We start from the raw sequence: 12677 nt of genomic DNA on the forward strand, positions 1-12677 counted from the left end.
CAGCTAGTCCGCGGTCAGGCGAAATCCGGAGCCTGGTTGTGGGGCGTGTAGGAAAGGCCCTTGCGCAGGGCGGCCACGATGTACTCGCAGGATTTGCCGTCACCGAACGGATTGCCGGCCCGCTGCATCGCACGGTAGGCATCGGCGTCAGACCAGAGCGCTTCGACCTGCTCGACGATCGTTTCGCGGCGCGTGCCGACCAGCCGGGCACAACCGGCCTCGATTGCCTCGGGGCGCTCGGTCTCGTCACGCAGCACCAGCAGCGGCACGCCGAACGTCGGCGCTTCTTCCTGCAAACCGCCCGAATCGGTCAGGACCAGCCATGAATCGGCCAGGGCCTGCTGCATGTCCAGATAATCCATCGGCGCAGTCAGCTTCACGTTGGCCACATGGCCGAGAATGTTGCGTACCGGCTTCTGGATGACCGGATTCAAGTGCACCGGAAACAGCACCTCAAGTTCGGGATGACGCGTCGCGATATCGGCAATCGCATGACAGATTTCCTCGACGTCATTGCCCCAGTTTTCGCGGCGATGCACGGTCACCAGCATGTGTCCGCGCCCTTCCGCACGACGACGGATGCCGCGGTTGTTCATCACCCACTGCTGCGCGTCGACCACGGTATTGCCGCTCATGGTGATGTGCTTGTCGGCGATGTTTTCCTTGAGCAGGGCTTCGCGTGCACGCGGTGTCGGCGGGAAATGGAAACGGGCGACCCGGCCGATCATCTGGCGGATCCCCTCTTCCGGGAACGGCCGGTCGGGGTTGTAGGTACGCAGGCCTGCCTCGATATGGGCCACCGGCACGCGGTGATAGAAACCGGCCAGGGCGCCGAGAAAGGCGCTTTCGGTATCGCCTTGCACAACCACCAGTGACCAGCTCCTGCTCAGCATGACTTCTTCAAGCTGCTCGCGGCAACCGATGCTGAAATCGGCCAGGCTACTGCCACGGCGTTCGAGCACGATGTCCGGCACGATATCGAAACAGGCGAGGATCTGCTGCGCCATCTCGCCATGCTGACCGGTATGCAGCCATTGAACGTTCGCCCGCGTATGGGCTTTGAGGGCATGGTACAGCGGCGCGATCTTGATGATTTCGGGACGCGTCCCGGATACCAGCAGAATGTCTTGCATGAGTACTCCTCAAGCAATCCTCCCGGCCCGGCAACCTGAAAACCCACAGGGGGAGGACAGCGTATCCTGAATTGCAATGGTTTATACCATTGATTTGAAAAACAACTACATGCCCTCTTTCCCTTAGTAAGGGAGTGCCGCTTCCTTTCATTGGTTCTAGCATGTCACAAGCCCTATGCCAGCGCGGGCTTTCGCGGCTGCGGCCCGGAAGCGGGGCACGTCATTGCAAAATATGGCAAGTATTTTGACACAAAAGGCAACCCTTACTACAGCCAAAAAGTTACCAGTAACAACCATGAAAACAACCCATAGAAAGAACAAAACCGCACATCTGTGCGGTTTTGTTTGCCGGATTCGACACGTGCCCTATCGGCTGGCCATGTTCTGGACCACGGTCTCGACATCCTTGGGTTTATGGATGGCGTCACCGGCACTGGCGTAGACCACCAGCTTGCCCTTGGACATCATGCCGACCTCGAGCTTACGATTGGCTGGATCGATCAGCAAATAAGCGCTTCCGTCACCGGCCGCGTGCGGCTTGTTGCCGGTGGTATAGAGCACACCCTGCTCCTGCTGCAGCGGCCCCTGCGTCTCCATCCATGCTTTGAAGGTCTCAAACCGGGCGCCCAGCAGACGCTTGAGTTCGGGGGCAATCGGGCTGACATCGGTATACAGGCCGATATCGCGCGGATATTTGCCGACGTGCTGCTCCAGCGAGCGCCAGTCGCCGGCGCCAAGCGATGCAGCCTGCTCCTTGAGCGCCGCACGCGCCTTTTCCTTGAGCGAGTCGACCGCGGCGCTGGCATCGATCCCCATGCCCGACAGCGTGTCGTTGGCGTCGCTCTTGGCTTTGTCGAGCACCGCTTGCGCCTGCCCGCCGGCCTGCTTCAGCGTTTCGGCAACCACGGCCGACGCCGCCTGCTGGGCGATCGGCTCGACCTTTTCGCAGGCAACAAGCCCCAGGGCGAGCGGAAGTAACAAGAGGGAGCAAGCGCGCATGTATTCGGTTCCTTTGTGCAGATTGGCAAGCTAATGGAGCGACAGACCCCGGACCAAGTTCCCCGCCAGCGATTTTGACATCAGTGGCGGTGATGGCCGCCGTGATGCCCGTGGCAGCCGCTCCGGCGGCACCGACTCAAGATCGCAACGGTTGGCAACACCCGGCGTCTGGATCGAATCGGTTCGCCTGCACTTGCCAGTACCTGCCAAACGATCGTGGCAAGCAGCGGCGCCCCGTGTTGGCCCCGGCGGGGTCATCGGGGTCACGGGACTCCTGGAGAGAAGCGCACCCCCGAGCCTACGCCCCTCGCGCGTACCGGGTCTGTGAACGCCTTCACCACCTAGCGGCGCCGGAACACCTCGCCCTCCGGGGCAATCAGCCGCGTCACCAGTCCGTTGACCTGCTGCACGCCACGCGTTGCCTGCAGATGCGATGCATCGCGCGTCCACGCATTCTGCACGGTAGCGCGTTCGTTGTTGTCGAGCGTAAACGCCAGACTCCCGAGGTAGACGACCTCGCCAGCCTTGACTTCGAACTCGCGATTGATGGGAATGAAGGTCTGGCGCGCATTGCTGTCGACCCCCGCACCACCGACACCCCAACTCGTATACGCGCCGACCACGACATAACGCCCCGGCTTGAGATCCAGTACCGCCAACTGCCCGTTCGGGTCCGACTGGGCCGTCATGGTGCGCAGTACGTCACGCCGGCTGGCGTACAGCCGGGTCTTGAATGCCGGGTCATCGACCCCACGGATGTCGGTCTCGGCCTTGGCAGTCAGCTTGTCGGTCGAATCGACCGTCGCCGAAACCAGTGCAATGCCGCCACCGGTTGAAGGCAGCAATTCGGCAGACTGCGGCACCGTTGCGCACGCCACCAGCCCCGCACACCCCATCAACGTCAATGCTTTCATCGTCTCCACTCCTTGTCGCGCCCCAATCCGCCTGACGGCGCTCCGTGCTTTATGGCGTAGACAAAAAAATCCCTCCCGTCGGCTCTGATGGACGGACGGCCGCCTTCGCCCCGCCAGACATGACGCGGCAACCACGCACCGGGGTATAAGTGAAAAGACGTCCCGTGCGCGCAATCTCCGCGCGGGAGGGCACCGTTGCCTGCAACCAGGAGCCGAACCATGAGCAGGAAATACATCGATTGCCGTGACTACCCGGGCAGCACCTGTTCGGTGAAGATCTCCGCCGACACCGACACGGAGCTGCTTGAAGCCACGATCGAGCACGCTGTAAAGGCGCACGGCCATCAGGACTCCCCTGAACTGCGCTCGCAACTGGCCGCCATGTTCAAGGATGAGCCAGGAAGCATCGAACCGCGCCTTGCAGCCTGAGGCGCCGGCACCAGCGGGAGGCGATCGGGCATCGATCGTCTCTTCCCGACAAAACCCATGCCAAACAATCAGTTACCGTCCTTGTGAGCTTGCTCACAAGCCTTTCCGTGCGCCGTGGGTATGCTGGAAGCAGCGATACCACAACAGGCCAAGCAGCCATGCCCGCAAGCAGCTGCCGCCATGCAAGCCGGACCACCACGCCCGGACGGAAGCAAGAAAGGAGAACCACATGAAACATCGCCACATTCTGATCCGTGCCGCTGCGGCCCTGGCGGCCGCCGGCGCGCTACTGGCCGCGCCAGCACAAGCGCGAACCAACATCGATATCGGTATCGGCATCGGCGTTCCCGGCGCCGTGGTCGTTCAGCCCGCGCCGGTCGTCATCGCCCCGGCTCCGCGACCGGGTTACGTCTGGGTTGAAGGCGGATGGATTCAGGCGCCCCGCCCTTACTGGCGCGAAGGCTACTGGCGCCGCGCCGAGTATCGTCCGGCCCGCCCGCCGTGGGGCTACGATCGCCACCGCTACTACGACGGTTATCGCGACGGCTATCGTCACGGTCGCCGCGACGACGACGATGATCGCCGCCACCGTCACGGACGCGACTGGGACGACTGAACCACCGTCGCACGCTTGGGGCGCTAGACTGGAACATGTTTCAACCGGAGCGCCCCGATGGATACCAGTCACCACACCCTTGCCGCACTGTTCAAACAGCTGGGCCTGCCCGACGATGCCCACAGCATCAGGCAGTTCATAGCCAGCCACCGTCTGGCTGCAGACACCGAACTGCCTGCGGCCCCCTTCTGGACTGAAGCGCAGTCCGAATTTCTCGCCGAAGCACTCGACGACGATTCGGACTGGGCCGAACTGGTCGACGAACTCGCCGCCGCCCTGAGCGACTGAGCTTTCATCCCGCCGCACAGCAGGCGGGGATGCGCCCGATTCGGCTCAGCCCTTGTTGCCAAACGTATTGCAGTCCTGCATCCGCCCCGAATCAAAGCCGCGCTGCAGCCACTGCATGCGCTCGGCAGCCGAACCGTGCGTAAAGGAATCCGGCGCCACGTTGCGCCCGGCATTCCGCTGCAAAGTATCGTCACCGATCGCCTGGGCCGCGGTCAGCGCATCCTGCAGATCGCCGGCCTCCAGCAGGCCACGCGACTGCGCGTAATGCCCCCAGACACCAGCCAGACAATCGGCCTGCAGCTCGAGCTTCACCGACAGCGCATTCGCGGCGGCCTCGTTCTTGCCTTGCTGCAGGCGATGAACCTTGTCCGAAATGCCCATCAGGTTCTGCACGTGATGCCCGACCTCGTGGGCAATCACGTAGGCCTGCGCGAACTCGCCTTTGGCACCAAACCGCTGGCTCAGCTCGCGGAAGAAACCGAGGTCGAGGTACACGGTGCTATCCGCCGGACAATAGAAGGGACCGATCGCAGATACCGCCTGACCGCAGCCCGAATGCGTCGGATTGTTGAACAGCACCAGCTGTGGCGCTTTGTAGGCCATGCCATTGTCGGCAAACAGCTTGCCCCAGGTGTCCTCGGTATCGCCGAGCACCCGTGACGCAAACTGCTTGCCTGCGTCATCGCCGGCCGGTTGCGCAGTCTGCTGCTGCGTGACCTGACCGCCACCGGTGAATTGCGAAACGAGGCCCAGCATCTCGAGCGGATTTTTGCCGAGCAGCAAGCTGATCACGACAACGGCGATGATCCCGCCAATTCCGAGCCGAAAACCGCCGCGGCCACCACCGCCCTGCCCACGCCGATCCTCGACGTTTGCGCTCTCGCGCATATCCTTCCAACGCATCATTCACTCCCGACCGGCGTTTCGCGCCCTGCCATTAAAATAGCGCCGATCGTCCTGGCGCGCCGACCCGGCTGCTTCGGTTGCACGCAACAGCGCCGGCAATGCCAGCGCCAGCGTAATGCCGCGCAGCATCATCAGGATCATGAAGGCCAGCCACAGGCCGTCATTGCCGAGCATCGGCGGCAGCACCTGGATCGCCAGCGCAAAACCGGCCAGCGACAACAGCATGCCGCGCATCAGCGCACCGGTCCGGGTTGCGCCGATGAAAATGCCGTCAAACAGAAAACCCCAGACCGACAGCAGCGGTGCCAGCACCACCCACGGCAGATAGCGCAACGCGGCTTCGCGCACCGACGGCTGATCGGTCAGCAGACTGACGATCGCCGGGCCGAACTGCAGATAGGCCAGCGAAAAGAGCACGGCGACACCCAGCGACCAGCACAGCGTCACCTTGACCGTTTGCCACAGCGCATCGCGCCGGCGTGCACCGACGGCCGTACCGGCCAGCGCCTCGGCGGCATGGGCGAAACCGTCGAGTCCGTAGGCCATGAAGGTCTGGAAATTGAGCAGAAGCGCATTGGCAGCCAGGATCGCATCCCCCTGGCTGGCACCGGCACGGGCAAACCAGGCAAACCCCAGCAACAGGCAGATGGTGCGGATGAAAAGATCGCGGTTGATCGCAACCAGACGCCACAGCGCGGCACGCTCGGTGACGATGCGCCAGGATGGCCATGCACCCCGCACGCTGCGGTACAGCAAGGGCACTGCGACCACAAACCCCAGCACATCCGCCGTAGCCGTCGCGGCACCAATGCCGGCGACACCGGCATTCAGGCCATAGACGTAGGCCCACACTGCCAGCGCGTTGACGAGGTTGATCCAGATTTGCAGCGCCAGCGCCAAACGTACGCGCTGAATACCCAGCAGAAAGCCCAGTACGACGTAATTGCCAAGCGCGAACGGCGCAGCCCAGATGCGCGCGCCGGCATACGCTGCAGCATGTGCCTGCACCTCGGCGCTACCGCCGAGCGCCGCCAACCCCAGGCCCAGCAACAGCGGCTTGAGCAACAGCAGGCAGCCCCCAAGACCGAACGCCAGCAACAGGGCACGCACCAGCGTCGCCCGAAGTACATCACCGTCGCCCGCGCCATGTGCCTGCGCCACCAGCCCGGTGGTGCCCATGCGCAGGAAGCCGAAACCCCAGAAAACGAAATTGAGCAGCAGGCCGCCGAGCGCAACGCCGCCAAGATAGGCCGGATCGGGCAGATGCCCGGCGACGGAGGTATCCACGGCGGACAGCAAGGGCTGGGTCAGATTGGCGAGCACCACGGGCACCGCCAGGTACAGGACGCGGCGATGCCAGGCGGCGGAATCGGAGACGGCAGGCAGGAACGCAGGCATGAGGGCAACGACAGCGGGCAATGCCGAATTGTCGGCGCCCCGTCGGCCTGCGGCAAGCCAGCCCGCAGGACTACCAGGTCAGATGAAGGTTGCGACTGCCCTGCTTGCTGACTTGCAGCATCCGCTGCTGCGGACGCTCGTCGAGCGTCACGACCAGCTGATAACGCCCCGGCTTGAGTTTCATGTAGAAGTAGGGACCGTCCGCCACCGCATCAAGGACCGGCTTGCCCTTGGCGTCGAGCACCTGCACCGCCGCATTGGCCAGATACTGCCCCTGCTTGCCGGTGAGCAACAGCCGGACGTTGTAGTCGCCCGCTGCGGCACGAATGGCACTGGCTTCTTCGTCCCCAACACCGCCACTCAGATAGGCCACCCCTTGCGCCGAATGCTGCACATCGGGCAACGGCTCTGCAAGGGCGGCCACCGGCGTGGCAAGCGAAACGACGAGGGCAGTCTGGATCAACTGGCGTGGCATGCGCTTCATGGGCGGTCCTCCGTAGTCGGCCTTCGGGGATGAAGGCCCGTTCAGGATGTGTCCACCATAGCGGCACACGGGTTCCGCCTGCGCGCACATTTAAAATGTACACGGACCGAAGGCTGAACCTTCAGACACCCCGCAAGTCATCATCCGTCAGCACCGGCAGGACATGCTCGGCCAGCAAGGGCGCCAGCGGCACCGGCGAAGGCGCACCGAGCACCAGCCAGTGCAAGGCCTCGATTTCGGCCGCCAGTTCAATTTCACCGTCAAGCTCGCCGCGATAAACCCGCGCGAGCACCCGCCGCCCGGGCTCGTTTGCCGCCATAGCGGAAAATTCGCCAAGCAGCGTGCTGGTAGCCACGGCGCACCGAAGTTCCTCGGCCACTTCGCGCGCCAGTGTCGCCACGTCGGCTTCGCCGGTATCGGGCTTGCCGCCCGGCAGCATGAATCGTTCGGTACCGCGCTTGCGGACCGTCAACAGCCGGCCGTCGCGAACAACAGCCAGCGTCACCACCCGAATCGGCTCGGCGCTCATCGATCTCAGCGCCGGCGGAACGACCCGGGAGCCGGTGCGTTGGCGTCCTTGTGACGGAAGCTGACCCGCCCCTTGGTCAGGTCATAGGGCGACATTTCCACGGTGACACGGTCACCTGCGAGGATGCGGATGTGGTGCTTGCGCATCTTGCCCGATGCATAGGCCGAGATCTGGACCCCGTTGCTGAGCTCCACGCGAAAACGCGTGTCCGGGAGTACTTCGAGTACGACACCTTCGAATTCGATCGAATCTTCCTTGGCCATGTAGGTTCCTTTGAGTACGGGGGTAAGCCCCGTGCCGGCAACGGCAATGCGCAGCCCGGACGCTCGTGCGCCGGAAAAGCGTAGGTAACGGCAAGGGGGAAAGGCGGACCAGCTCAAACCCAATGCATGGGTCGGTCCGATGGGAGGTAAACACTGATTGTACGCTTAGTCTCCTGTTTGGCGGAGCCGATGTCGGTGTACTTGCCCGGGGAATATGACCATGCGGCCGCAGCGCAACACCCGGAATAGCCATTTGTCATTTATGCAAATGAACGAACAAATTCCACTTGCAGCCCTCCTCAAACGGGGGTAAAAAGGCAATCGCAGGATTTTCAAGCAGTGAGTTGTCGGTATCTGTAGTGCCTCTGGCAGTACCTCGTATCCCCCCACATCCCTTGATTTCCGTGCACCCCGGGCCTCGCCCGTTTTCATTCAACACCTGTTTCAAGCAAGGGATATTCTCATGGCTACCGGTACCGTTAAGTGGTTCAATGACTCCAAGGGCTTCGGCTTCATCACTCCGGACGAAGGCGGCGACGACCTGTTCGCGCACTTCTCGCAAATTCAATCGAACGGTTTCAAGACCCTGGCCGAAGGCCAGCGCGTGACCTTCGATGTCACCACCGGCCCGAAGGGCAAGCAAGCCTCGAACATCAAGGCTGCTTAATTGATCGCGGCCTGAGCCGCATCGATTCAGGAAAAGCCCGGCACAGCCGGGCTTTTTTGCGTTCAGGCGCTGCGGCAAGACTATGCTGAATCTACTTCAAGGGAGAATCAGCATGAGCGAACACGTCTACAAGCTGGTCGAGCTGGTCGGCTCGTCCACCCAGGGCAGCGACGACGCAATCCGCAATGCCATCGCCAAGGCGGCACAAACCATCAAGCACATGGACTGGTTCGAGGTCACCGAAACGCGGGGCCACATCGTCGACGGCAAGGTCGGCCACTGGCAGGTCACGCTGAAAGTCGGTTTCCGTGTCGACTGAACACCATCCATCGGCGACACGAGCAGCGCGCTAGTCGACGACCTTGCCGCGCAGCGCCTTGATCGAACCGCGCTGGGTTTTCTTTTCCAGCCGGCGCTTCTGCGAACCGTAGGTCGGCTTGGTCGCCCGCCGCGTTCTGGCGACGTGCGCAACGCTGTCGACCAGCGCCTGCAGCCGCACCAGCGCATCCAGCCGGTTCTGCTCCTGGCTGCGCGACTGCTGTGCCTTGATCACGACCACGCCGTCCTTGCTGATCCGGTTGTCGTTCAGCGCCAGCAGGCGCTCCTTGATGAAATCGGGCAGTGACGACGCCCTGATGTCGAAGCGCAGGTGCACCGCGCTCGACACCTTGTTGACGTTCTGGCCACCCGCACCCTGGGCACGGATGGCACTGAACTCGACTTCGTCCTCGCGAACGGCAATCACCGGAGCGCGCCCGGTTCGGCCCCGCAGTTCAAGGGGCGTTGGCGTCGAGGAAGGTTTCGCCGTCCTCGGCCTTGTCGAACTCGGCGCCGACCGGCGAATCGAGCAGCGGAATGATCGCCTCGTCGTAATTGGCGACGATGTTGACGTCGACGACGGCGAAGTTCTTGCTGTTGTCGATGTAGCTGTCGGTTTCCAGCCCGGAAAGGAAGCGCCAGCCGCTGTCGTCGGCATCTTCGGGCTCCTCGCGGTACATGAAACCGACGCCATGGCCGTCGACGGTGATCATGTCGCTGACGACACACAGGCCATGCCCGGTGGCGAGTTCGCGGAGCTGGGTCTTGTCGAGTTTGAATTGCTTTTGCATGGGGCTTCCTCAATGGCGTGTCCGGCAAGGATACGCGTTGCCATCCGGGCCGTCATGGGCACCCCGCCCTGCAACACGCCGGCATAGAGGAAAGCCGCAACAGCCGTGATTCGCCGCGATGCTAAGATCGACACGACAATGATAAAGATATGAATCAACCATGAGTCATCCGCTGTCCGGCCAGGGCGTACTGCTGTCGGTCGTCGCATCAGTCGTGTTCGCCGTCCTCGGCTGGTTTACCACCCAGCTGCTGCCGCTGACCGGGCTGGAAATCTTTGCCTGGCGGATCGTGTGGACGGTGCCGGGCATGATCGTCGTCGTGTCGCTGCTGCGTCACTGGCCCAAGTTTGCCGCCACCGCAGCCCGCCTGTGCCGCGAGCCGGTGCTTTGGCTGGCGCTGCCGCTGGGCGGCTTTCTGCTCGGCGTACAGCAATGGCTGTTCATGTGGGCGCCGCTCGAAGGCCGGCTGCTCGAAGTCACGCTCGGTTACTTCCTGCTGCCGCTGGTGATGGTGCTGGCCGGGTTCATCTTCTACGGAGAGCGCCCCAGCCGGCTGCAGTGGCTGGCCGTCGCCTTTGCCTGTGCAGGCGTGCTGCACGAGCTGTGGCTGACGCGGGCGTTTTCGTGGGTCACGCTGGTCACCGCGCTCGGCTACCCGCCCTACCTGATGCTGCGCCGTGCAGTCCGGCTCGACCCGGTCAGCGGCTTCCTGCTCGAAACGCTGGTGATCCTGCCATTTGCCGCATGGCTGATCGTCACGCACCCGCCGGCCACCGATGCTCTGCACACCACGCCACGGCTGTGGCTGCTGCTGCCCTGCCTCGGTGCCATGACCGCGATCGCATTCGCCTGCTACCTCGGCGCCAGCAAGCTGCTGCCGATCAGCCTGCTGGGCATCCTCGGCTACGTCGAACCGGTGCTGCTGTTCGTCATTTCGCTGCTGTTCCTCGCCGAACCGTTCAGCGCGGACGGACTCGGCACCTATGTGCCGATCTGGATCGCCGTGACACTCACCTGCAGCCACAGCGCAATGACGCTGGCCCGCCAGCGCCGCAGCGGGGTCAGCGCTTCTTCGCCGACACCCACATCGTGATCGTCGCGCGCACGACAACCTGACCGGCCGCATCGATCACGTCGACGTTGACCGGCAGATCCTGCCCGTCGCCCCACACTGGCGGCTGCGTCACCGTCGCGATCGCACGCAGCCCGGTTTCCGCCTTTTTCAGGTAATCGACCTGCATGCCTTTCGGAATCCAGCGGTGCGTGGCCGGGATCGTGACATCGGTCATCGTCCCGGCCGCCAGCTCGGCCATATTGCACATCGCGATCGCATGCACGGTGCCGATGTGGTTGAGCACCTTGCGGCGTTTGGCGATGCGCAACTCGCAGCGACCAGCCTCGAGCCGCTCGAAACGCGGCGAGATCGAACCGAAGTACGGCGCCTTGAAACACACCAGCCTGGAAAACAGCCAGCGCCCGGCGGGCAACCGGGAACAGCGCTGCCACAGGCTCAGGATCGCGTTGCTGCGGGCCATGTCTCGTCCTCTTTCCTTGTTGGAATTGTCCCGCCAGCATTGCACAGCGAGATCAAGGCGCCGATGCGGGCACGCGATGATACGACCGTTTCAAACGAAACCTGCCCTGCCGCATCGGCGTTGCCGTCACGGCCAAGGCAGCGCACACTTCGCGCTCGCCTCCAATGTGTCCGACACCATGACCGCCCTCGACCAGCTCGCCGACGACATCCGCAACGCCCACCACATCGCCGTACTCTCCGGCGCCGGAATGAGCACCGAATCGGGCATTCCGGACTTCCGCTCGGCGAACGGCCTGTTCACCGGCAACCGCAGCTTTGCCGACGTGGTGTCGATCGACTACTTCATGGACGACGCTGCCGGCTTCTGGGCCGCCTTCCGCGAGATTTTCAAGATCAAGCTGGCCGGCGGCTATCAGCCCAACGCCGGCCATGCCTTTCTGGCCGATCTGGAGAAAAATCACGGCAAGCGCGTGTCGGTGCTGACGCAGAACATCGACGGCCTGCACCACAAGGCCGGCAGCGACGAAGTGCTGGAAATGCACGGCTCGCTGATGGGTGCAACCTGTTTGTTCTGCCACACTCCGCACGATCTCGCCTGGGTACAGCAGCACGACGTGCCGCGCTGCCGCAGCTGCGGCATGGTGATCAAACCCGATGTCGTGCTGTACGGCGAAGCGGTGCCGCTGATCGAACCGGCGTTCGAGCTGGCGACGCAGGCCGATCTGCTGATCGTGATGGGTTCGTCGCTCGAAGTCGGCCCGGTGAACATGATCCCGCTGGAAGCCCGCCGTGCCGGCGTGCAGACCGCGCTGATCAACCTGTCCGAAACCCGACTCGATCATGCGTTCGACGTGCGGATCGAAGCCGGCATCGGCGACACCTGCCGCCGGCTTGGCGATCTGCTCGCCTAAACCCGGCGGGTGATGCTGGCAGGGTCGATACCGAACACCCGCGCCAGCGGCGCCGGCTGTTGCAGCAGGTCCGCCAGTGTATGGCGCCCCAGCTCGGCGTAGAACGCCTCCTGCGCATCACGCAGCAGCCCGGTCAGCCTGCAGACGCCGCCGATCCGGCATTGCGAATGCTCGCGGTCGAAGCACTCGACCAGTACATCCTCGGTCTCGGTCAGCCGCACCAGCTCGCCCAGATTCACCGCAGCCGGATCGCGACCGAGCCGCAGCCCGCCGCCCTTGCCGCGTTGCGTTGCCAGATAGCCGTGCTGGCTGAGGAAGTGCACGACCTTCATCAGATGGTTCGATGAAATCGCGTAGGCGTCGGCCAGCTCGGCAATCGTCACCAGCCGCTCGCTGGCCAGCCCGGCATACATCAGCACGCGCAGGCTGTAATCGGAAAATCGTGTCAGTCTCATAAGGTGTATTTTACATATTGATTTTGCGTTTTGCTTCGT

The 12677-nt window shown here is 63.3% G+C and carries 19 protein-coding genes; 7 read left to right on the forward strand and 12 right to left on the reverse strand.

Going from position 1 to position 12677, the window contains the following annotated elements:
• Nucleotides 1-14 precede the first annotated feature (14 nt).
• The 3 genes from wecB to JMJ54_RS02855 all read right to left on the reverse strand — a co-directional run bounded on the left by wecB (nt 15) and on the right by JMJ54_RS02855 (nt 3046).
• A complete protein-coding gene (wecB, locus tag JMJ54_RS02845; RefSeq protein ID WP_203536424.1) occupies nt 15-1133 on the reverse strand; it encodes a non-hydrolyzing UDP-N-acetylglucosamine 2-epimerase in 1119 nt (372 codons plus the stop codon).
• A 366-nt stretch (nt 1134-1499) separates the two neighbouring features.
• Nucleotides 1500-2132 (reverse strand): Ivy family c-type lysozyme inhibitor, encoded by a 633-nt coding sequence (locus JMJ54_RS02850; protein ID WP_203536425.1) that lies wholly within the window; start codon nt 2130-2132, stop codon nt 1500-1502.
• 341 nt (nt 2133-2473) lie between these two features.
• Nucleotides 2474-3046: a hypothetical protein gene (locus tag JMJ54_RS02855; protein ID WP_203536426.1), complete on the reverse strand. Its 573-nt coding sequence runs from the start codon at nt 3044-3046 to the stop codon at nt 2474-2476.
• 219 nt (nt 3047-3265) lie between these two features.
• Here JMJ54_RS02855 and JMJ54_RS02860 point away from each other — a divergent pair, with 219 nt between their 5' ends.
• From JMJ54_RS02860 to JMJ54_RS02870, 3 genes are all read left to right on the forward strand, one after another.
• Nucleotides 3266-3475, forward strand: a complete 210-nt coding sequence (locus JMJ54_RS02860; protein ID WP_203536427.1) for a DUF1059 domain-containing protein — start codon at nt 3266-3268, stop codon at nt 3473-3475.
• Nucleotides 3476-3704: 229 nt separating this feature from the next.
• On the forward strand, nt 3705-4091 hold the full coding sequence (locus tag JMJ54_RS02865) for a hypothetical protein (protein ID WP_203536428.1): 387 nt from the start codon (nt 3705-3707) through the stop codon (nt 4089-4091).
• Nucleotides 4092-4148: 57 nt separating this feature from the next.
• Nucleotides 4149-4379: a DUF2789 domain-containing protein gene (locus JMJ54_RS02870; protein ID WP_203536429.1), complete on the forward strand. Its 231-nt coding sequence runs from the start codon at nt 4149-4151 to the stop codon at nt 4377-4379.
• A gap of 45 nt (nt 4380-4424) precedes the next feature.
• Here JMJ54_RS02870 and ypfJ read toward each other — a convergent pair whose 3' ends face one another.
• The 5 genes from ypfJ to infA form a co-directional block, all read right to left on the reverse strand.
• The gene (gene ypfJ, locus JMJ54_RS02875; protein WP_203536430.1) at nt 4425-5282 is read right to left on the reverse strand and encodes a KPN_02809 family neutral zinc metallopeptidase; all 858 of its coding nucleotides are present in this window, start codon (nt 5280-5282) and stop codon (nt 4425-4427) included.
• A gap of 3 nt (nt 5283-5285) precedes the next feature.
• Nucleotides 5286-6683 carry an MATE family efflux transporter gene (locus JMJ54_RS02880; RefSeq protein WP_203536431.1) on the reverse strand — a complete coding sequence of 466 codons (1398 nt, stop codon included), beginning with the start codon at nt 6681-6683 and terminating at the stop codon, nt 5286-5288.
• Nucleotides 6684-6753: 70 nt separating this feature from the next.
• Nucleotides 6754-7167 (reverse strand): hypothetical protein, encoded by a 414-nt coding sequence (locus tag JMJ54_RS02885; protein ID WP_203536432.1) that lies wholly within the window; start codon nt 7165-7167, stop codon nt 6754-6756.
• Nucleotides 7168-7288: 121 nt separating this feature from the next.
• On the reverse strand, nt 7289-7696 hold the full coding sequence (locus JMJ54_RS02890) for an NUDIX hydrolase (RefSeq protein ID WP_203536433.1): 408 nt from the start codon (nt 7694-7696) through the stop codon (nt 7289-7291).
• A gap of 5 nt (nt 7697-7701) precedes the next feature.
• Nucleotides 7702-7959 carry a translation initiation factor IF-1 gene (gene infA / locus JMJ54_RS02895; RefSeq protein ID WP_203536434.1) on the reverse strand — a complete coding sequence of 86 codons (258 nt, stop codon included), beginning with the start codon at nt 7957-7959 and terminating at the stop codon, nt 7702-7704.
• A 463-nt stretch (nt 7960-8422) separates the two neighbouring features.
• Between infA and JMJ54_RS02900 the strand changes: the two genes are divergently transcribed.
• Together JMJ54_RS02900 and JMJ54_RS02905 are read left to right on the forward strand one after the other, a co-directional pair.
• Nucleotides 8423-8626, forward strand: a complete 204-nt coding sequence (locus JMJ54_RS02900; RefSeq protein ID WP_189460387.1) for a cold-shock protein — start codon at nt 8423-8425, stop codon at nt 8624-8626.
• A gap of 112 nt (nt 8627-8738) precedes the next feature.
• Nucleotides 8739-8945 carry a dodecin gene (locus JMJ54_RS02905; RefSeq protein ID WP_203536435.1) on the forward strand — a complete coding sequence of 69 codons (207 nt, stop codon included), beginning with the start codon at nt 8739-8741 and terminating at the stop codon, nt 8943-8945.
• Nucleotides 8946-8975: 30 nt separating this feature from the next.
• Here the strand turns inward: JMJ54_RS02905 and arfB are convergent, their stop codons facing one another.
• Both arfB and JMJ54_RS02915 read right to left on the reverse strand, forming a co-directional pair.
• Entirely contained in the window at nt 8976-9371 is a 396-nt protein-coding gene (gene arfB, locus JMJ54_RS02910) for an alternative ribosome rescue aminoacyl-tRNA hydrolase ArfB (RefSeq protein ID WP_203536436.1), read from the reverse strand.
• Between the two features lie 28 nt (nt 9372-9399).
• A complete protein-coding gene (locus tag JMJ54_RS02915) occupies nt 9400-9735 on the reverse strand; it encodes a DUF2185 domain-containing protein (protein ID WP_203536437.1) in 336 nt (111 codons plus the stop codon).
• A gap of 160 nt (nt 9736-9895) precedes the next feature.
• On the opposite strand from JMJ54_RS02915, the gene rarD reads away from it, so the two are divergent.
• Nucleotides 9896-10828 (forward strand): EamA family transporter RarD, encoded by a 933-nt coding sequence (gene rarD, locus JMJ54_RS02920; RefSeq protein ID WP_203536438.1) that lies wholly within the window; start codon nt 9896-9898, stop codon nt 10826-10828.
• Here rarD and JMJ54_RS02925 read toward each other — a convergent pair.
• The gene (locus tag JMJ54_RS02925) at nt 10797-11270 is read right to left on the reverse strand and encodes a hotdog fold domain-containing protein (protein WP_203536439.1); all 474 of its coding nucleotides are present in this window, start codon (nt 11268-11270) and stop codon (nt 10797-10799) included. The genes rarD and JMJ54_RS02925 overlap by 32 nt on opposite strands.
• Before the next feature lie 178 nt (nt 11271-11448).
• Here JMJ54_RS02925 and JMJ54_RS02930 point away from each other — a divergent pair, with 178 nt between their 5' ends.
• Nucleotides 11449-12183: an NAD-dependent protein deacylase gene (locus tag JMJ54_RS02930; RefSeq protein ID WP_203536440.1), complete on the forward strand. Its 735-nt coding sequence runs from the start codon at nt 11449-11451 to the stop codon at nt 12181-12183.
• Here the strand turns inward: JMJ54_RS02930 and JMJ54_RS02935 are convergent.
• Complete coding sequence (locus JMJ54_RS02935; RefSeq protein WP_189460372.1) at nt 12180-12638, reverse strand: RrF2 family transcriptional regulator; 459 nt, start codon at nt 12636-12638, stop codon at nt 12180-12182. The two genes, JMJ54_RS02930 and JMJ54_RS02935, sit on opposite strands and share 4 nt — an antisense overlap.
• Nucleotides 12639-12677 lie beyond the last annotated feature (39 nt).

Origin of the sequence: Jeongeupia naejangsanensis, from assembly GCF_016865585.1 — a bacterium.
GTDB classification, from domain to species: Bacteria; Pseudomonadota; Gammaproteobacteria; order Burkholderiales; family Chitinibacteraceae; genus Jeongeupia; species Jeongeupia naejangsanensis.

What these genes read in the sequence shown, in the direction of transcription:
- wecB (WP_203536424.1), bottom strand. Translation starts at nt 1,133, where the DNA reads ATGCAAGACATTCTGCTGGTATCCGGGACGCGTCCCGAAATCATCAAG.
- JMJ54_RS02850 (WP_203536425.1), bottom strand. Translation starts at nt 2,132, where the DNA reads ATGCGCGCTTGCTCCCTCTTGTTACTTCCGCTCGCCCTGGGGCTTGTT.
- JMJ54_RS02855 (WP_203536426.1), bottom strand. Translation starts at nt 3,046, where the DNA reads ATGAAAGCATTGACGTTGATGGGGTGTGCGGGGCTGGTGGCGTGCGCA.
- JMJ54_RS02860 (WP_203536427.1), top strand. Translation starts at nt 3,266, where the DNA reads ATGAGCAGGAAATACATCGATTGCCGTGACTACCCGGGCAGCACCTGT.
- JMJ54_RS02865 (WP_203536428.1), top strand. Translation starts at nt 3,705, where the DNA reads ATGAAACATCGCCACATTCTGATCCGTGCCGCTGCGGCCCTGGCGGCC.
- JMJ54_RS02870 (WP_203536429.1), top strand. Translation starts at nt 4,149, where the DNA reads ATGGATACCAGTCACCACACCCTTGCCGCACTGTTCAAACAGCTGGGC.
- ypfJ (WP_203536430.1), bottom strand. Translation starts at nt 5,282, where the DNA reads ATGCGTTGGAAGGATATGCGCGAGAGCGCAAACGTCGAGGATCGGCGT.
- JMJ54_RS02880 (WP_203536431.1), bottom strand. Translation starts at nt 6,683, where the DNA reads ATGCCTGCGTTCCTGCCTGCCGTCTCCGATTCCGCCGCCTGGCATCGC.
- JMJ54_RS02885 (WP_203536432.1), bottom strand. Translation starts at nt 7,167, where the DNA reads ATGAAGCGCATGCCACGCCAGTTGATCCAGACTGCCCTCGTCGTTTCG.
- JMJ54_RS02890 (WP_203536433.1), bottom strand. Translation starts at nt 7,696, where the DNA reads ATGAGCGCCGAGCCGATTCGGGTGGTGACGCTGGCTGTTGTTCGCGAC.
- infA (WP_203536434.1), bottom strand. Translation starts at nt 7,959, where the DNA reads ATGGCCAAGGAAGATTCGATCGAATTCGAAGGTGTCGTACTCGAAGTA.
- JMJ54_RS02900 (WP_189460387.1), top strand. Translation starts at nt 8,423, where the DNA reads ATGGCTACCGGTACCGTTAAGTGGTTCAATGACTCCAAGGGCTTCGGC.
- JMJ54_RS02905 (WP_203536435.1), top strand. Translation starts at nt 8,739, where the DNA reads ATGAGCGAACACGTCTACAAGCTGGTCGAGCTGGTCGGCTCGTCCACC.
- JMJ54_RS02915 (WP_203536437.1), bottom strand. Translation starts at nt 9,735, where the DNA reads ATGCAAAAGCAATTCAAACTCGACAAGACCCAGCTCCGCGAACTCGCC.
- rarD (WP_203536438.1), top strand. Translation starts at nt 9,896, where the DNA reads ATGAGTCATCCGCTGTCCGGCCAGGGCGTACTGCTGTCGGTCGTCGCA.
- JMJ54_RS02925 (WP_203536439.1), bottom strand. Translation starts at nt 11,270, where the DNA reads ATGGCCCGCAGCAACGCGATCCTGAGCCTGTGGCAGCGCTGTTCCCGG.
- JMJ54_RS02930 (WP_203536440.1), top strand. Translation starts at nt 11,449, where the DNA reads ATGACCGCCCTCGACCAGCTCGCCGACGACATCCGCAACGCCCACCAC.
- JMJ54_RS02935 (WP_189460372.1), bottom strand. Translation starts at nt 12,638, where the DNA reads ATGAGACTGACACGATTTTCCGATTACAGCCTGCGCGTGCTGATGTAT.